Origin of the sequence: Streptomyces canus (assembly GCF_041435015.1) — a bacterium.
GTDB classification, from domain to species: Bacteria; Actinomycetota; Actinomycetes; order Streptomycetales; family Streptomycetaceae; genus Streptomyces; species Streptomyces canus_G.
In genome coordinates, this window is the sequence record NZ_CP107989.1 from 6,700,886 (window position 1) to 6,719,308 (window position 18,423).

Genomic DNA, 18,423 nt, shown 5'->3' on the forward strand with positions numbered 1-18,423 from the left:
GACTGCCTCATTCAGTCGTCGGTGGGCGGGACCACCGCTTCCTCTGCGTCGGTCCGCTCCTCCGCCTGAGCGCCCTCGGGGTCCAGGAGCGCCCAGACGACGGTCAGCAGCTGGTCGACGTCCACCGGCTTGGGTACGTAGTCGTTGGCGCCGCGCGCGATCGATTTCTCACGGTCTCCGGGCATCGCCTTCGCGGTGAGCGCGACGATGGGCAGCCCCGACCAGCGCGAGGTGCGGCGGATGGCGGCGATGGTCTCGTAGCCGTCCATCTCCGGCATCATGATGTCCATCAGCACGAGTTCCACATCCGGGTTGCGCTCGAGGGTCTCGATGCCCTCGCGGCCGTTCTCCGCGTACAGGACCGGCATGCCGACCCGGCCCAGCACATGGGTGAGGGCGAAGACGTTGCGGATGTCGTCGTCGACGATCAGCACCCGCCGTCCCGACAGCACCTGACCTGCCCGGCCCGCCGTCCACGCCTCCAGCTTGGTGGGGGCCGGCCAGGAGTCCTCGGCGTCGTGGGCGGTCGGGTAGGGCTCGGTGGACAGGTCCTCCGGGGCCGGCAGGAGACGGTCCTCGGTGGTCGGGCCGGTCGCCGGGTGGCCGGGGCTGACGACGGGGACGTAGAGCGTGAAGGTGGAGCCCTTGCCGGGTTCGCTCTCCGCGACGATACGGCCGCCCAGCAGGCCCGCGATCTCCCGGCTGATGGACAGACCGAGCCCCGTGCCGCCGTACTTGCGGTTGGTCGTGCCGTCGGCCTGCTGGAACGCCTCGAAGATCACCGGGAGCTTCTCCCGGGCGATGCCGATGCCGGTGTCGGAGACCGCGAAGGCGACCACGTCGTCGCTGTCGCGGACGTACACGTGCTCGGGGTCCTTGATGCGGTTCACGCGCAGTTCGACCCGGCCGCCGGCGGTGAACTTGATCGCGTTGGAGAGCAGGTTGCGCAGGATCTGCTGGAGGCGCTGCTCGTCCGAGTACATCTCGCGCGGCACGTCCTCGCCCACCGCCACCTCGAAGGCGAGCCCCCGGTCCAGGGTGAGCGGGCGGAAGGTCGCGTGGACGTAGTCGAGCAGCTTGATCAGCGGCAGTTTCTTCGGGCGTACGTCCATCCGGCCGGCCTCGATCTTCGACAGGTCCAGGATGTCGTTGATCAGTTGGAGCAGGTCCGAGCCCGACCGGTGGATCGTCGTCGCGAACTGCACCTCCTGGTCGGAGAGACGGCCGTCGGGGTTGTCGGAGAGGAGCCTCGCCAGGATCAGCAGGGAGTTCAGCGGCGTGCGCAGTTCGTGGGACATGTTCGCCAGGAACTCCGACTTGTACTGCGACGAGGTGGCCAACAGGGCCGCCTTCTCCTCCAGTTCCGCGTTCGATCGCTGCAACTCCGCCTGCTGCTTCTGGAGTTCGTCCGAGCGCTCCTGGAGCTGCATGGCCAGGCGCTGGGACTCGCCCAACAGGGACTCGGTGCGGGAGTTGGCGATGATCGTGTTGATGGCGACGCCGATGGTGTTCACGAACTGGTCGAAGAAGGCCAGGTGGACATCGGAGAAGCGGGAGAAGGACGCCAGCTCGATCACGCCGAGGAGCTTGTCCTCGAAGAGGATCGGGATGATGACGACGCTGGCCGGGGCCGCCTCGCCGAGCCCGCTGTTGATCTTGATGTAGTCCGGCGGGGCCTCTTCCACCAGGATGCGCTTCTTCTCGCGGGCCGCCTGGCGCACCAGGCCGTGGACCGGCATGCCGCCGGTGTCGACGGTCGCGCCCTGCGCCGAGCCGTAGCCCGCGATGAACGCGAGTCCCTTCGCGGGAACGGTGGTGCGCAGAGCGGCGCCGTCCTCGTCCGGGTCGGCCAGGAAGAACGCCCCGTACTGGGCGTTCACCAGCGGGGTCAGCTCGCGCAGGATCAGGTCGGCCACCTCCATCAGGTCCCGGTGGCCCTGCATCAGGGCGGCCAGGCGAGCGAGGTTCGACTCCAGCCAGTCCTTGGCCCGGGTCGTCTCGCGGAGGTTGGCCACCATCAGGTTGATGTTGTCCTTGAGCTCGGTGACCTCGCCCTGGGTCTCCACGGTGATGGCGCGGGACATGTCGCCCTGGGCCACCGCGGAGGCGACCTCGGCGATCGCCCGGACCTGAGTGGTCAGGTTGGACGCCAGCTCGTTGACGTTCGTCGTCAGCCGCTTCCAGGTGCCGTACACGCCCTCGACCCGTGCCTGGCCGCCGAGTTGGCCTTCGGAGCCCACCTCGCGGGCCACGCGGGTGACCTCGGAGGAGAAGGAGGAGAGCGTGTCGACCATGGTGTTGATGGCGGTCTTCAGCTCCAGGATCTCGCCGCGCGCGTCCACGTCGATCTTCTTGGACAGGTCGCCGTTGGCCACCGCGGTCGTCACCTGGGCGATGTTCCGCACCTGTGACGTCAGGTTGTCGGCCATGTAGTTGACGTTGTCGGTCAGGTCCCGCCAGACCCCGGAGACACCCAGCACCTGGGCCCGCCCGCCGAGCCGGCCGTCGGTGCCGACCTCGCGGGCCACGCGGGTGACCTCGTCGGCGAAGGCCCGCAGCTGCTCCACCATCGTGTTGACGGTGTCCTTCAGTTCGAGGATCTCGCCGCGGGCGTCGACCGTGATCTTCTTCGACAGGTCGCCGTTGGCCACGGCCGTGGTGACCTGGGCGATGTTGCGGACCTGCGAGGTCAGGTTCAGGGCCATGAAGTTGACGTTGTCCGTGAGGTCCTTCCAGACGCCCGACACGCCCCGCACCTGCGCCTGACCGCCCAGGTTGCCCTCGGTGCCGACCTCGCGGGCCACCCGGGTGACCTCGTCGGCGAAGGCCGACAGCTGGTCCACCATCGTGTTGATGGTCGACTTCAGCTCGAGGATCTCGCCCTTCGCCTCGACCGTGATCTTCTTGCCGAGGTCGCCCTGGGCCACCGCCGTCGACACCAGCGCGATGTTGCGGACCTGCGAGGTCAGGTTGTCCGCCATGAAGTTGACGTTGTCGGTGAGGTCCTTCCAGACGCCACTGACACCCCGCACTTGAGCTCGTCCGCCGAGATTGCCCTCGGTGCCGACCTCGCGGGCCACGCGGGTCACCTCGTCGGCGAAGGCCGACAGTTGGTCGACCATGGTGTTGATCGTGGACTTCAGCTCGAGGATCTCGCCCTGCGCGTCGACCGTGATCTTCTGACTCAGATCTCCGTTCGCCACGGCCGTCGTCACCTGGGCGATGTTGCGCACCTGCGACGTCAGGTTCGACGCCATGAAGTTGACGTTGTCCGTGAGGTCCTTCCAGACCCCGGACACCCCGCGTACCTGGGCCCGGCCGCCCAACTGCCCCTCGGTGCCGACCTCGCGGGCCACCCGGGTGACCTCGTCGGCGAAGGCGGAGAGCTGGTCGACCATCGTGTTCACGGTCAGCTTCAGTTCGAGCAGCTCGCCCGTCGCCTCGACCGTGACCGTACGGGTCAGGTCGCCGCGGGCCACCGCCGTGGTCACCAGGGCGATGTCCCGAACCTGCGCGGTCAGCCGGGACGCCATGGTGTTGACCGCCTCGGTCACGTCCCGCCAACTGCCCGACAGACCCGTCACCTTGGCCCGCCCGCCCAGCCGCCCCTCGGTGCCGACCTCGCGGGCCACCCGGGTCACCTCGCCCGTGAACAGGGAGAGCTGGTCGACCATCTTGTTCACGGCCCGGCCGAGACGTCGTAGATCACCGCGCAACTGCCGGTTGCCGTCGTGCAGATCGACCCGCTGGGTCAGATCACCGCCGGCCACCGCGTCCAGGACCCGGGTCGCGTTGGCGGCCGGGGCCACCAGGGCGTCGAGCAGCTGGTTCACGTCGTTGACCCGGGAGGTCCACGACCCCTGCCCAGGGCTGGGGGAGAGCCGCTCGTCGAGCCGGCCGTGCCGCACCAGCTCCCGCTTCACACGGTTGACCTCGCCGGTGAAGTGGACGTTGCGGTCCACCAGCTGGTTGAAGACGGCCGTCAGTTCCGCCACGATCCCGTCCCCGGACTCCGGCATCCGGCGGAAGTCGCCGTCCCGGGCCGCGGTCATCGCGGCGAGCAGAGGGCGCAGATCCGATGCTCGCATCCGGTCGGCATTCTGTCCGTCTTCGAGCACAGCTGTACCACTGTTCTCACTCATGGCGGCCCACTTCGGTAACTCGGCGCTTATGGGCGTGGCCAGTCTGTCACTCTGTCCGCATCGACTGAGGTGTATTCGTCCGAACTGGTTCGGGAGACGGACATGGGGGCCATTCCTGCGCAACGGGAGTCCGTTGCCCGTGCGTCCGACGTGCCGACGCGCGACGGCGACGCGCTCCCGCACGCCACGGCGCGCGCCCACGCCGCCCTTTCCGGCGGTCCGCTCGCGCCGGGCTCGGCGCGGGCCCTGTTACGGGCCGCGTTCACCGAATGGACCGAACTCGCCCTGCCCGGAACCGAGTTCCTCACCGACCGGCAGGCCGACGACGCCGTGGTCGTGGTCAGCGAGCTCGTCACCAACGCCGTCATCCACGCGGGCACCGACGTCGAGCTCGACTGCCGCCTGGAGGCGCACACCGGTGCCCTCGTCGTGGAGGTCCTCGACCACCATCCCTCGCGGGCCCCTCGCGACGGTGACCCCGAACCGTCGTACGGCACACCGGAGTACGGGCGTGGGCTGCGCCTGGTCGCCGCGCTCTCCGAGACCTGGGGCATCACCTACCGCACGGGCGCCAAGACCGTGTGGGCGCAGCTGCCGGCCGGAGGCAAGGAGGCCCTCGACGGGATCCAGGCGTACGCCGGGGACCGCGCACGGGACCGGGCGCTGCGGGTCGCCGGGATACTCGCCCCGGAGTCGCCCCCGTTCCGCGCCCCGGTCCCGCCCGCGCCCGCCGCTCGCGGTGAGCACGACCGGGACTGGCTGAATCGCGGGGCGCTGTCCTTCCTCGCCGAGGCCTCCGACCTGCTCGCCGGCCAGCTCGACGAGAACCTGGTGGCCGCCCTCGCCGGCCAGCTGATCGTGCCGCGGCTGGCCGACTGGTGCGCGGTGTGGCTGGAGGACGAGGTCGCCGGGCGCTGGGGGTCTCCCCGTCCGGGGGAGGCCGAGACCGGGACCGGCTGGGGCGAGGGCGGTGTGTCCGGGCCCCGGCTGGCCCGGGTCTGGCACTGCTCCGAGACCCGGATCGAGGATCTGCGGCAGGCGTTGGAGAAGGAGCCGCCCGGCACCGGGCCGGACCATCCCGGCCCGGTGCCGTTCCCCTGGCCCGCCGAGGCACTGGGCCCGCACGGCACGCACGGCTCCGCCCTCGCCTACCGCCTCACGGCCGGCGGCCGCCCGCTGGGCACCCTGGTCATCGGCCGGGCCGGGCTGGTCTCCTTCCCCGACGAGATCACCGGGCTCCTCGAGGACCTCAGCCGCCGGGTGGCGCTGGCCATCGGCGCGGCCCGCCAGTACGCGCGCCAGGCCACCATCAGCGCGGTGCTCCAGCGCGGACTGCTGCCCGGTGCGGTCGCCGAGATCCCCGGGGTGCGCAGCGCCCTGGTGTACGAGCCGTGCGACAAGGGCGGGCCCAGCGGCGACTTCTACGACCTCTTCCCGGCCGGTGACGGCCGCTGGTGCTTCGCCGTCGGTGACGTGCAGGGCAAGGGCCCCGAGGCCGCCGTGGTGATCGGTCTCGCCCGGCCCTGGCTCCGGCTGCTGGCCCGCGAGGGCTACCGCGTGGCCGATGTCCTCGACCGCCTCAACCAGCTGCTCCTCGACGACGCGACGGAGGCCGCGGACGCGGCGGCACGGGCCCTGGCCTCCGCGGGCGGCCGCCCCATGAACCCCGGCGACGGCCCGCAGACCCGCTTCCTGTCCCTCCTCTACGGCGAGCTCGCGCCCTTCGAGGGCGGAGTGCGCTGCACCCTCGCCTCCGCCGGGCATCCGCTGCCGCTGCTGCTCGGATCGGGCGGCGAGGTCCGTACGGCCGCGCGGCCGCAGACCCTGCTCGGGGTCGTCGAGGACGAGACGTACACCAGTGAGACCTTCGAGCTGCGGCCCGGCGACAGCCTGCTGTGCGTCACCGACGGGGTGACCGAGCGGCGCAGCGGCTCCCGGCAGTTCGACGACGAGGACGGGCTCGCGGACGCGCTGGCCGGCTGCGCGGGGCTGGACGCCGAGCTGATCGCGGAGCGGATCAAGCGGCTGGTCCACGAGTTCGGGGCGCGGCCGCCGGAGGACGACCTGGCGCTGCTGGTGTTGCAGGCGGAGTAGGAGTCCGCCGGGGTGCGGGACAATGGAGGACATGCCTTCCGCACTCCCCGACGGCGAACCCGTCCCCGACGACGGCTCACTCCCCGCGTCCGCGCTCACCGGGTCCGCCGACCGCCCGCTCGGTTTCTATCTGCACGTCCCGTACTGCGCGACCCGCTGCGGCTACTGCGACTTCAACACCTACACCGCGACCGAGCTGCGGGGTTCGGGCGGGGTGCTGGCCTCCCGCGACAACTACGCGGAGACGCTGATCGACGAGATCCGCCTGGCGCGCAAGGTCCTCGGCGACGACCCGCGCCCGGTCCGCACGGTGTTCGTCGGCGGCGGTACGCCCACGCTGCTGGCCGCCGGGGATCTCGTACGGATGCTGGGGGCGATCCGTGACGAGTTCGGGCTGGCCGCGGACGCGGAGGTGACGACCGAGGCGAACCCGGAGTCGGTGGACCCGGCGTACCTGGCCGAGCTGCGGGCGGGCGGCTTCAACCGGGTGTCCTTCGGGATGCAGAGCGCGCGGCAGCATGTGCTGAAGGTGCTGGACCGTACGCACACCCCGGGGCGGCCCGAGGCGTGTGTGTCCGAGGCGCGGGCGGCGGGGTTCTCGCATGTCAACCTGGATTTGATCTACGGCACGCCCGGGGAGTCGGACGACGACTGGCGGGCCTCCCTGGAGGCGGCGATCGGGGCCGGACCGGATCATGTGTCGGCGTACGCGCTGATCGTCGAGGAGGGCACCCAGCTGGCTCGGCGTATCCGTCGGGGCGAGGTGCCGATGACGGACGACGACGTGCACGCGGACCGGTATCTGATCGCGGACTCGGTGCTGGCGGAGGCCGGGTTCGACTGGTACGAGGTGTCGAACTGGGCCACGTCCGAGGCGGGCCGGTGCCTGCACAACGAGCTGTACTGGCGGGGCGCGGACTGGTGGGGCGCCGGGCCCGGAGCGCACTCGCACGTGGGCGGGGTGCGCTGGTGGAACGTGAAGCATCCTGGCGCGTACGCGGCGGCGCTGGCCTCCGGGAAGTCTCCGGGGGCGGGGCGTGAGCTGCTGTCGGACGAGGACCGGCGGGTCGAGCGGATTCTGCTGGAGCTGCGGCTGCGGGAGGGTGCGCCCCTGTCGCTGCTGCGCGAGGAGGGTCTGACCGCCTCTCGGCGGGCGCTGGGGGAGGGGCTGCTCGAGGCGGCGCCCTACGAGGAGGGCCGGGCCGTGCTGACGCTGCGGGGGCGGTTGCTGGCGGACGCAGTGGTGCGGGATCTGGTGGATTAGGCGCCTGGTGGGGGTGACGCGTCGGGTTGTGCGGCGGCTGCGGGTTCGTTGTGGCTGGTCGCGCAGTTCCCCGCGCCCCTTGGGTGGGTGCAGCTGCGGCAACCTGCTCAGGGGCGCGGGGCTGTATCGATGTGCGGCTACCGCCGCGTGGGCGCGACCAGCCCCCACCGGCCCGCAGCCGTACGACCCGCCCGCGGACTCGCCGCGCGTATCCGCTACGGCGCCGTGACGAAGTCGATCAGTTCCTCCACCCGGCCCAGCAGCTCCGGCTCCAGGTCCTTGTAGGAGCCCACCCGCTTCAGGATCGCCTGCCACACCGCGCCCGTGTTCTCCGACGGCCAGCCCAGCGCCCGGCACACGCCCGTCTTCCAGTCCTGGCCGCGCGGTACCCGGGGCCACGCCTCGATGCCCAGGGACGACGGCTTCACCGCCTCCCAGATGTCGATGTACGGATGGCCGACGACGAGGGCGTGTTCGCTCGTCACCTCCTGTGCGATGCGCCACTCCTTCGTGCCGGGGAGCAGGTGGTCGACCAGGACGCCGAGGCGGGCGTCCGGGCCCGGCGCGAATTCGGCCACGATCGACGGGAGGTCGTCCACGCCCTCCAGGTACTCCACGACCACGCCCTCGATGCGCAGGTCGTCGCCCCAGACCTTCTCCACCAGTTCCGCGTCGTGGCGGCCCTCGACGTAGATACGGCCCGCGCGGGCCACGCGCGCGCGGGCGCCGGGGACGGCCACCGATCCGGACGCGGTACGGGAAGGTCGTACCGAAGCGCCCGAAGCGCCCGAAGCGCCCGAAGCGCCCGAAGCGCCTGACGGCTTCACCAACGTCACCACCCGGCCCTCCAGGAGGAAGCCGCGCGGCTCCAGCGGGAACACCCGGTGCTTGCCGAAGCGGTCCTCCAGCGTCACCGTCCCCGCCTCGCAGCGGATCACCGCACCGCAGAAGCCCGTCCCCGGCTCCTCGACCACCAGACCGGGCTCGGCGGGGACCTCCGGCACCGGCTTGGGCTTCTTCCACGGAGGGGTCAGGTCGGCGGAGTACTGGCGCATTCGGATGACGATAGGAGAAGCGGCTCGGGAGTCATGACGACACGCCGAAGCGGGCCGCCAGCGCGTCCCGTTGTGCCCGGACGAACGCCGCGTCCACCACCGCTCCGTGACCGGGCACGTACAGCGCGTCCTCGCCGCCCAGGGCCAGCAGCCGGTCCAGCGCGGCGGGCCAGTGCGGCGGTACGGCGTCCGGGCCCGCCTGCGGTTCGCCCGACTCCTCGACCAGGTCGCCGCAGAAGACGACCTCCGGGGAACCGGGGACGAGGACGGCGAGGTCGTGGGCCGTGTGGCCGGGGCCGACGTTCGCCAGCAGCGCCTGGCGGCCGCCGCCGAGGTCGAGCGTCCACTCGCCGGAGACGTGATGCCGGGGACAGACGAGGGCGTCCACCGCCTCGTCGGCCACCGCCGCGTCCAGTCCGTTGCGCACCGCGTCCGCCCGCAGCTCCGCGCGGCCCAGCCGTCCCCTCAGCACCGTCTCCGCACCCACCGCGCCGAACACCTCCGCCCCCGCGAACGCCGACGCCCCGAAGACATGGTCGAAGTGGGGGTGGGTGAGAGCGAGATGGGTCACACGATGGCCGGCGAGTTCCTCGGCCTGTGCGCGCAGGCGGGCGCCCTCCGCGAGGCCGGAGCCGGAATCGATCAGCAGGGCCGTGCCCTCGCCGATCACCAGGCCCGCCGTGCAGTCCCAGCCGGGCAGCCGGCACCGCCCCACCCCGGTCGCGACCCGCTCCCACCCGAGCTCTTCCCAAGTCACCGTCATACCGCGACGCTAGCCGTACGACCCGTCACGCCGGGACCAGCCTTGCCCGGGGACTACCCCACCGCCGTACACTGGCCGGGGAGCGTTGGCACTCGGACGGACAGAGTGCCAGGCGAGGTGCCGAGGGAACGACTTCTGGAGGTGTGCGCGATGCTGAGTGAACGCAGGCTCCAGGTGCTGCGCGCCATCGTCCAGGACTACGTCGGCACCGAGGAGCCGGTCGGGTCGAAGGCCCTGACCGAGCGGCACAACCTCGGCGTCTCCCCGGCGACCGTCCGCAACGACATGGCGGCCCTGGAGGACGAGGGGTTCATCGCCCAGCCGCACACCAGTGCCGGGCGCATCCCGACCGACAAGGGCTATCGGCTGTTCGTCGACAAGCTCGCGGGCGTCAAGCCGATGACCGCGCCCGAGCGGCGCGCCATCCAGAACTTCCTCGACGGCGCGGTGGACCTCGACGACGTCGTGGCCCGGACCGTGCGGCTGCTCGCGCAGCTGACCCGGCAGGTCGCCGTCGTGCAGTACCCGTCCCTCACCCGCTCGACCGTGCGGCATGTGGAACTGCTCTCGCTCGCCCCCGCGCGCGTGATGCTCGTGCTGATCACGGACACCGGCCGGGTCGAGCAGCGCATGGTCGACTGCCCGGCACCCTTCGGGGAGGCCTCGCTCGCCGATCTGCGGGCCCGGCTCAACAGCCGGGTCGCGGGGCGCCGGTTCGCCGACGTGCCGCGACTGGTCGAGGACCTGCCCGAAGGCTTCGACGTCGAGGACAGGGGTACGGTCACGACAGTGCTCTCCACTCTCCTGGAGACACTCGTCGAGGAGAACGAGGAGCGGCTGATGATCGGCGGCACCGCCAATCTCACCCGCTTCGGACATGACTTTCCCCTCACCATCCGGCCCGTCCTGGAGGCCCTGGAGGAGCAGGTCGTCCTCCTCAAACTCCTTGGCGAGGCGGGGGATTCGGGCATGACCGTACGCATCGGTCACGAGAACGCCTACGAGGGACTCAACTCCACTTCGGTGGTGTCGGTCGGCTACGGTTCGGGCAACGAGGCAGTCGCCAAGCTCGGCGTGGTCGGACCGACCCGCATGGATTACCCGGGAACGATGGGAGCGGTACGCGCAGTGGCACGGTACGTCGGACAGATCCTGGCGGAGTCGTAAGTGGCCACGGACTACTACGCCGTTCTCGGCGTGCGCCGCGACGCGTCGCAGGATGAGATCAAGAAGGCGTTCCGTCGGCTCGCGCGCGAGCTGCACCCGGACGTCAACCCGGATCCGAAGACCCAGGAGCGGTTCAAGGAGATCAACGCCGCCTACGAGGTGTTGTCGGACCCGCAGAAGAAGCAGGTCTACGACCTCGGCGGCGACCCGCTCTCGCAGGCCGGCGGCGGTGGCGCGGGCGGCTTCGGGGCCGGTGGGTTCGGGAACTTCTCGGACATCATGGACGCGTTCTTCGGTACGGCGTCGCAGCGGGGTCCGCGCTCGCGCACCCGGCGCGGCCAGGACGCCATGATCCGTCTCGAGATCGAACTCGACGAGGCGGCCTTCGGCACCACGAAGGACATCCAGGTCGACACGGCGATCGTGTGCACCACCTGCAGTGGTGAGGGCGCGGCGCCGGGGACCTCGGCCCAGACGTGTGACATGTGCCGCGGCCGCGGTGAGGTGTCGCAGGTGACGCGGTCCTTCCTGGGCCAGGTCATGACGTCCCGGCCGTGCCCGCAGTGCCAGGGCTTCGGCACCGTGGTCCCGACCCCGTGCCCGGAGTGCGCCGGCGACGGCCGGGTCCGCTCGCGCCGCACGCTGACCGTGAAGATCCCGGCCGGTGTGGACAACGGCACGCGGATCCAGCTTGCGGGTGAGGGCGAGGTCGGTCCCGGTGGCGGTCCCGCCGGTGACCTCTACGTCGAGATCCACGAACTCCCGCACTCGCAGTTCCAGCGGCGTGGCGACGACCTGCACTGCACGGTCACGCTCCCGATGACGGCGGCGTCGCTCGGCACGAAGGTGCCGCTGGAGACGCTGGACGGCATGGAGGAGGTCGACATCCGGCCCGGTACCCAGTCCGGCCAGTCGATCCCGTTGCACAGCCGGGGCGTCACCCACCTGCGCGGCGGCGGCCGGGGCGACCTCATCGTCCACGTCGAGGTCCAGACCCCGACCAAGCTGGACCCCGAGCAGGAGCGCCTGCTGCGCGAGCTGGCGAAGCTGCGCGGCGAGGAACGGCCCACGGGGCAGTTCCAGCCGGGGCAGCAGGGGCTGTTCTCGCGGTTGAAGGACGCGTTCAACGGCCGTACGTGAGGTGTGGGACGACTGCCGGGGGTCCGGGGGTCGTCCCCCGCGGGCAGACACAGTCAGCCGGGGCAGCAGGGGCTGTTCTCGCGGTTGAAGGACGCGTTCAACGGCCGTACGTGAGGTGTCCAAGGCCCGATTCGGACTTGTTCGGAGGACGTGACAACATGCCGTCATGTCCTCCGCGCTGACCGATCTCTTCCGTCACCCGATCGTGCAGGCCCCCATGGCGGGCGGCGTCTCCGTGCCGCGGCTCGCCGCCGCCGTGTCCGAGGCGGGCGGGCTCGGGTTCCTCGCCGCCGGGTACAAGACGGCCGACGGGTTGTACCAGGAGATCAAGCAGCTGCGCGGACTGACCGGGCTGCCCTTCGGGGTCAACCTGTTCATGCCACAACCCGAGTACGCCGACCCCGCGGCCGTCGAGGTCTACGCCCATCAGCTCGCCGGCGAGGCCACCTGGTACGAGACCGAGCTCGGCGACCCCGACAGCGGCCGTGACGACGGGTACGACGCCAAGCTCGCCGTACTCCTCGACAACCCCGTGCCGGCGGCCTCCTTCCACTTCGGCATCCCGAGCAGTGAGGTCCTGGAGTCGCTGCGCCGGGCCGGCACCTTCACCCTCGTCACCGCGACCACCCCCGAAGAGGCCCTCGCCGTGCAGTACGCGGGCGCCGACGCGGTCATCGCGCAGGGCGTGGAGGCAGGCGGTCACCAGGGCACCCACCGGGACCTCCCCGAGCAGGACGGCTCCGGCCTCGGTCTCCTCTCCCTCGTCGCCCAGATCCGGGAGACGGTGACCATCCCGATCGTCGCCGCCGGCGGCATCATGCGCGGCAGCCAGATCGCCGCCGTCCTCGCCGCGGGCGCGAGCGCGGCCCAGCTCGGCACGGCGTTCCTCGCCACGCACGAGTCCGGCGCCCACGACGTGCACAAGCAGGCGTTGACCAACCCCCTCTACGTCCGCACCGAGCTGACCCGCGCCTTCTCCGGCAGACCGGCTCGTGGCCTGGTCAACCGATTCCTGCGCGAGCACGGACCGTACGCGCCCGCCGCCTACCCCGAGGTCCACCACCTCACCGCCCCGCTCAGGAAGGCCGCCGCCAAGGCCAAGGACGCCCAGGGCATGGCGCTGTGGGCGGGCCAGGGGCACCGGATGGCGCGCGAGCTGCCCGCGGGGCAGCTGGTGGAGATACTCGCCGCCGAACTCGACGCGGCCAGGACAGCGTTGTCAGGCACGGGGGACCTGCGATGACCGCACCGGTGTTCGTGGTCGAGAACTTCGACGCGGGCGGCGGCGGACGCTACGTCCTCGACGGCCCCGAAGGCCGCCACGCCGTCTCCGTGAAGCGGCTCCAGCCCGGCGAGGACGTCATCCTCACCGACGGGGCCGGGCGCTGGGCCGACTGCGTGGTGCTCGGCACCGAGGGCAAGGACCGGCTGATCGTCCAGCTGGACTCGGTGGCGGAGGAACCCCGGGCCCAGCCCCGCATCACCGTCGTCCAGGCCCTCCCCAAGGGCGACCGCGGTGAACTCGCCGTCGAGACCCTGACCGAGGTCGGCGTCGACGCCGTCGTGCCCTGGCAGGCCGCCCGCTGCATCACCCAGTGGAAGGGCGACCGGGGCCTGAAGGCGCTCGCCAAGTGGCGGGCCACCGCCCGCGAGGCCGGCAAGCAGTCCCGCCGGGTCCGCTTCCCGGAGGTCGCGGACGCGGCGACGACCAAACAGGTTGCCGCACTTCTCGCCAAAGCCGACTTCGCCGCGGTGCTCCACTCCGACTTCGACCGCGGCAGCGAGCCGCTGGCCACCGCCGAACTCCCCGACGAGGGTGAGATCGTGCTGGTCGTCGGTCCCGAAGGAGGCGTCGCCAAGGACGAGTTGGCGCTCTTCGAGGAGGCCGGTGCGCGCGCCTACGTCCTCGGGCCCACCGTGCTGCGTACCTCGACCGCCGGAACCGCGGCGACCGCTCTGCTCCTCGGCCGCACCGGCCGCTGGTCCTGACCCCTGGAAGGACGGCTGTGGAACTCGCCCAAGTACGTCTGCTCGTCACCGACTTCGCCGCCTGCTACCGCTTCTACGCCGAGGTCCTCGGCCTCAAGCCCCAGTCGGGGGCGACGGGCGGGCCGTACGAGAAGTTCAGCCCCGCCACCGGCTCGGCGGGCATCGCCCTGCAGGACCGGTCGATGATGGCGGCGGTCCTCGGTGAACTGGGCGACTCGGCCACCGGCCACCGCTCCCTGGTCGTGCTCCGCGTCGACGACCTGGACACCTACTGCGAGCAGATCGCGTCCCGTGGTGCCACCCTGCTGCACGGCCCGTCCCCGATGACGGACCGGATGCGCGTCGCCCACCTCAAGGACCCGGAGGGCAACCTGGTGGAGCTGCAGCAGTGGCTGCTGCTGCGCACCTGAGCACCACGTCGAACCGGTCCCAGCCGTCCAACTCCACTGCACCGGGCAGCCCGTAGCCGTCGGAGCTGCCCCCTCGCTCGCCCTCCCGGAAGACGACCCGGGTGCGGACTCCGTCGAGGACCAGGTGGAGCACATCGCGGTGCCCGACCGGCGCACAGGTGGCCGTATGCGCCCTACCGTCCCGGGCGGGTCAGTGGCAGGCTGCCCTCCATGGTGGCGTTGAGACGGAACTGGCGTCGGCCGCGCGGGGTGCGAGTAGCGGGTGTGATCGGGGTTGCCGTGCTGGCCGTGGGCGGGGTCGCCGCGTGCGATCCGACCGGCGTGGTCAGCTCCGCGACCGTGTCGTACACCACCGACCAGCTGGTCACCAAGGAGCTGAACCGGCAGAAGGCCGACGTGAGTTGGCTGACCTGCACGGCCACGTACGACAACGGCGACCGGACACCGAGTTCCAGTGTGAACACCGTCGCCACCGTCGACTGCGACGGGAAGACACGGGACGGCAAGGACATCACCGTCAAGGGCAAGGTGACCCGGACCGTCAGCGGCGCGTGTGTGCGCGGAGACCTCACCGCCACCGTCGGCGGCAAACAGTGGTTCCACGTGGAGGGACTCGGCGACTGCAACGCCACGCCCACCCCGCCGGCCGACAACCCGCGACAGCCAGGCCCGACCGTCACCGTGACCGTCACGAAGACCATCTGGTGCCAGAAGGACCCGCAGTGCTGGCCCGACGGCAAGTGATCGAAACCTCTGTGCACGGGGACGGCCCGTGCGTAGGGTGATCGGGTGACACAGCCTGCGACGTCTGCATATCTCCGGTTTCCCCATCTGCAGGGCGAGCTGGTGGCCTTCACCGCCGAGGACGACGTGTGGCTCGCGCCGCTCGACGGCGGGCGCGCCTGGCGGGTCAGCGCGGACAACGTACCCGTCACCCACCCCCGTATCTCGCCCGACGGCACGACCGTCGCCTGGACCTCCGCCCGCGACGGCGCCCCCGAGGTGCACATCGCCCCGGTCGACGGCGGACCGTCCAGGAGGCTGACCCACTGGGGCAGTGCACGCACCCAGGTGCGCGGCTGGACCCCGGAGGGCGAGGTCCTCGCGATCACCACCCACGGCCAGGCCAGCCTGCGCCGCAGCTGGGCGCACACCGTCCCGCTCGACGGCGGCCCCGGCACCACCCTGCCGTACGGGCCCGTCGGCCAGGTCGCGTACGGACCGGCGACCGTGATCCTCTCCGCGCCCATGGGCCGGGAGGCCGCCTGGTGGAAGCGGTACCGGGGCGGTACGGCGGGCAAGCTGTGGATCGATCCCGAGGGCGACGGCGCATTCGTACGGCTGCATGAGGAGTTGGACGGAAACCTGGAGTACCCCGTGTGGGCGGGCGACCGGATCGCCTTCCTCTCGGACCACGAGGGCACCGGGGCCGTCTACTCCTCCCTCGCCGACGGCTCCGACCTGCGACGGCACACGCCTCTCGACGGCTACTACGCCCGGCATGCGGCAGGCGACGGCACCCGGGTCGTCTACACCTCCGCCGGCGAACTGTGGATCCTCGACGACCTCGACGGCGCAGAACCTCGCCGCCTGGAGGTCCGGCTCGGCGGACAGCGTGCCGACCGGCAGCCGTTCCCCGTGGACGCCTCCCGCTGGTTCGGCTCGGCCGCTCCCGACCACACCGCGCGCGGCAGCGCGGTCGCGGTGCGCGGTGCCGTCCACTGGGTCACCCACCGTTCGGGCCCGGCCCGCGCCCTCGCCGCCGAACCCGGCGTCCGGGCCCGGCTGCCGCGCACCTTCCGCACGGAGGGCGAGGAGTGGGTGGTGTGGGTGACGGACGCGGAGGGCGACGACGCCCTGGAGTTCGCGCCCGCCACCGGTCTCGCCCCCGGCGCCACCCCGCGCCGCCTCGCCGCGGGACAACTCGGCCGCGTCCTGGGTCTGGCCATGGCCCCCGACGGCAGCCGGGCCGCGGTCGCCGCGCACGACGGCCGGGTGCTGCTCGTCGAGCGGGAGACCGGCGAGGTCCGCGAGGTCGACCGCAGTGAGGACGGCGATGTACGAGGGCTGACCTTCTCGCCCGACTCGGCCTGGCTCGCCTGGTCGCACCCCGGCCCCGCCCCGCTCTGCCAGCTCCGCCTCGCCAACACCACCGACCTGTCGGTCACCGAGGCGACCCCGCTGCGCTTCCAGGACTACGCCCCCGCCTTCACCCTCGACGGCAAGCACCTGGCCTTCCTGTCCAACCGCTCCTTCGACCCGGTCTACGACGAGCACGTCTTCGACCTCGCCTTCGTGGTCGGCGACCGCCCGCACCTGATCACCCTGGCCGCGACCACCCCGTCCCCGTTCGGCCCGCAGCGCCACGGCCGCCCCTTCGAGGCCCCCGACAAGGACGAGACCCCCGACAGCGAGGGCACCCCGGCCACCCGTATCGACCTCGAGGGCCTCGCCGACCGGATCGTGCCCTTCCCGGTGGAGGCCGGCCGCTACTCCAACCTCCGCGCGGCCAAGGACGGCGTGCTGTGGCTCCGGCACCCCGTCCAGGGCGTCCTCGGCTCCTCCCGGGCCACCCCGGACGACCCCGACCCCAAGACCGACCTCCAGCGCTACGACCTCGCCCAGCAGCGGCTCGAGCACCTCGCCGCCGACGCCGACCACTTCGCCGTCAGCGGCGACGGCAAGCGGGTCCTGCTGTGGACCGACGGCCGCCTGAAGGTCGTACCGAGCGACCGCCGCGCCTCGAACGACGACGACAGCGACACGAACATCTCCGTCGACCTCGGCCGCATCCGCCAGACCGTCGACCCGTCGGCCGAGTGGCGCCAGATGTACGCGGAGACCGGCCGCATCATGCGCGACCACTTCTGGCGCCCGGACATGAGCGGTGTCGACTGGAACGGCGTGCTCGACCGCTACCGCCCCGTCCTGGACCGTCTGGCCACCCACGACGACCTCGTCGACCTCCTCTGGGAGGTCCACGGCGAACTCGGCACCTCCCACGCCTACGTCACCCCCCGCGGCGGCCACGGCCACGGCCCACGCCAGGGCCTGCTCGGCGCCGACATCTCCCGCCACGAGGACGGCCCCCACGGGTCGGCACAGTGGCGTATCGACCGCATCCTGCCGACCGAGACCTCCGACCCCGACGCCCGCTCCCCGCTCGCCGCACCCGGCGTCGCGGTCCGCGCCGGGGACGCGATCGTCGCGGTCGGCGGTCACCCCGTCGACCCGGTCACGGGCCCCGGTCCCCTCCTGGTCGGCACGGCGGGCAAACCGACCGAGCTCACCATCTCCCCGTCCGGCGGCGGCGAACTGCGGCACGCGGTCGTCGTACCGATCTCCGACGAGGAACCCCTGCGTTACCACGCCTGGGTCGCCGACCGCCGCGCCTACGTCCACGAGAAGTCCGGCGGACGGCTGGGGTACTTGCACGTCCCGGACATGCAGGCCCCCGGCTGGGCCCAGATCCACCGCGACCTGCGGGTCGAGGTGGCCCGCGAGGGGCTCGTGGTCGACGTCCGGGAGAACCGCGGCGGCCACACCTCCCAGCTGGTCGTCGAGAAGCTGGCCCGCCGGATCGTCGGCTGGGCGTTGCCGCGCGGAATGCGCGCCTACAGCTACCCGAGGGACGCGCCGCGCGGTCCCGTCGTGGCGGTGGCGAACGAGTTCTCGGGATCCGACGGCGACATCGTCAACGCGGCGATCAAGGCGCTGGGCATCGGCCCGGTGGTGGGAACGCGCACGTGGGGCGGGGTCATCGGCATCGACAGCCGCTACCGCCTGGTCGACGGCACGCTGATCACCCAGCCCAAGTACGCGTTCTGGCTGGAGGGTTACGAGTGGGGCGTGGAGAACCACGGGGTCGACCCCGACGTGGAGGTCGTGCAGAGGCCGCAGGACTACGCGGCGGGCAGGGACACGCAGCTGGACGCCGCGGTGCGGATCGCCCTGGAGGCATTGGACAGCAGTCCTGCCAAGATTCCGCCGACCCTGCCTGACTAAGATGCCCCCCGAGATCCGAGGCGAAAGGAACACCATGCCAGGGGAACCCCAGGGCGACTGCCTGTTCTGCAAGATCGTCGAAGGCCACATCCCGGCGACGATCATCCGGGAGACGGACACCACCATCGCCTTCCGGGACATCAACCCCCAGGCCCCCACCCACGTCCTGGTGATCCCCAAGGCCCACTACGAGACTGCGGCGGTGCTCGCCGCCGCCGCGCCCGAGCTGGCCGCCGACGTCCTCCGCGAGACCCAGGCCGTCGCCGACGACGAGAAGCTGGAGAGCTACCGCACGGTCTTCAACACCGGCAGCGGCGCCGGCCAGACCGTCTGGCACGCCCACGCCCACGTGATCGGCGGCCGCGGCCTGCACTGGCCCCCCGGATAACCCACC

General features: G+C 71.7%; 13 protein-coding genes. 10 read left to right on the plus strand and 3 right to left on the minus strand.

The window, feature by feature from the left end; genetic code table 11:
• Nucleotides 1–11: 11 nt before the first annotated feature.
• A complete protein-coding gene (locus tag OG841_RS30665) occupies nucleotides 12–4,088 on the minus strand; it encodes a HAMP domain-containing protein (RefSeq protein WP_328638565.1) in 4,077 nt (1,358 codons plus the stop codon).
• Nucleotides 4,089–4,244: 156 nt separating this feature from the next.
• Between OG841_RS30665 and OG841_RS30670 the strand changes: the two genes are divergently transcribed.
• Both OG841_RS30670 and hemW read left to right on the plus strand, forming a co-directional pair.
• Nucleotides 4,245–6,236, plus strand: coding sequence for an ATP-binding SpoIIE family protein phosphatase (locus OG841_RS30670; protein ID WP_328638564.1), 1,992 nt, complete (start codon nucleotides 4,245–4,247; stop codon nucleotides 6,234–6,236).
• 31 nt (nucleotides 6,237–6,267) lie between these two features.
• Complete coding sequence (gene hemW, locus OG841_RS30675; protein ID WP_328638563.1) at nucleotides 6,268–7,500, plus strand: radical SAM family heme chaperone HemW; 1,233 nt, start codon at nucleotides 6,268–6,270, stop codon at nucleotides 7,498–7,500.
• Nucleotides 7,501–7,715: 215 nt separating this feature from the next.
• Here hemW and OG841_RS30680 read toward each other — a convergent pair whose 3' ends face one another.
• Entirely contained in the window at nucleotides 7,716–8,555 is an 840-nt protein-coding gene (locus OG841_RS30680; protein ID WP_328638562.1) for a DUF3097 domain-containing protein, read from the minus strand.
• Between the two features lie 31 nt (nucleotides 8,556–8,586).
• The gene (locus tag OG841_RS30685) at nucleotides 8,587–9,318 is read right to left on the minus strand and encodes an MBL fold metallo-hydrolase (protein WP_328638561.1); all 732 of its coding nucleotides are present in this window, start codon (nucleotides 9,316–9,318) and stop codon (nucleotides 8,587–8,589) included.
• A 150-nt stretch (nucleotides 9,319–9,468) separates the two neighbouring features.
• Here OG841_RS30685 and hrcA point away from each other — a divergent pair, with 150 nt between their 5' ends.
• The 8 genes from hrcA (at nucleotide 9,469) to OG841_RS30725 (ending at nucleotide 18,417) form a co-directional block, all read left to right on the plus strand.
• Nucleotides 9,469–10,485 carry a heat-inducible transcriptional repressor HrcA gene (gene hrcA / locus OG841_RS30690; RefSeq protein ID WP_057615852.1) on the plus strand — a complete coding sequence of 339 codons (1,017 nt, stop codon included), beginning with the start codon at nucleotides 9,469–9,471 and terminating at the stop codon, nucleotides 10,483–10,485.
• Nucleotides 10,486–11,625: a molecular chaperone DnaJ gene (gene dnaJ, locus OG841_RS30695; RefSeq protein WP_007381949.1), complete on the plus strand. Its 1,140-nt coding sequence runs from the start codon at nucleotides 10,486–10,488 to the stop codon at nucleotides 11,623–11,625.
• 166 nt (nucleotides 11,626–11,791) lie between these two features.
• Nucleotides 11,792–12,868 carry a nitronate monooxygenase gene (locus OG841_RS30700; RefSeq protein WP_328638560.1) on the plus strand — a complete coding sequence of 359 codons (1,077 nt, stop codon included), beginning with the start codon at nucleotides 11,792–11,794 and terminating at the stop codon, nucleotides 12,866–12,868.
• Nucleotides 12,865–13,614 (plus strand): 16S rRNA (uracil(1498)-N(3))-methyltransferase, encoded by a 750-nt coding sequence (locus OG841_RS30705; RefSeq protein WP_371567323.1) that lies wholly within the window; start codon nucleotides 12,865–12,867, stop codon nucleotides 13,612–13,614. The genes OG841_RS30700 and OG841_RS30705 overlap by 4 nt, the downstream gene beginning before the upstream one ends.
• Before the next feature lie 17 nt (nucleotides 13,615–13,631).
• Nucleotides 13,632–14,024 (plus strand): VOC family protein, encoded by a 393-nt coding sequence (locus OG841_RS30710; RefSeq protein WP_328638558.1) that lies wholly within the window; start codon nucleotides 13,632–13,634, stop codon nucleotides 14,022–14,024.
• Between the two features lie 210 nt (nucleotides 14,025–14,234).
• Nucleotides 14,235–14,768, plus strand: coding sequence for a hypothetical protein (locus OG841_RS30715; RefSeq protein WP_328638557.1), 534 nt, complete (start codon nucleotides 14,235–14,237; stop codon nucleotides 14,766–14,768).
• 45 nt (nucleotides 14,769–14,813) lie between these two features.
• The gene (locus OG841_RS30720) at nucleotides 14,814–18,029 is read left to right on the plus strand and encodes a S41 family peptidase (protein WP_328638556.1); all 3,216 of its coding nucleotides are present in this window, start codon (nucleotides 14,814–14,816) and stop codon (nucleotides 18,027–18,029) included.
• Between the two features lie 34 nt (nucleotides 18,030–18,063).
• Nucleotides 18,064–18,417: a histidine triad nucleotide-binding protein gene (locus OG841_RS30725; RefSeq protein WP_328638555.1), complete on the plus strand. Its 354-nt coding sequence runs from the start codon at nucleotides 18,064–18,066 to the stop codon at nucleotides 18,415–18,417.
• Nucleotides 18,418–18,423: the final 6 nt, after the last annotated feature.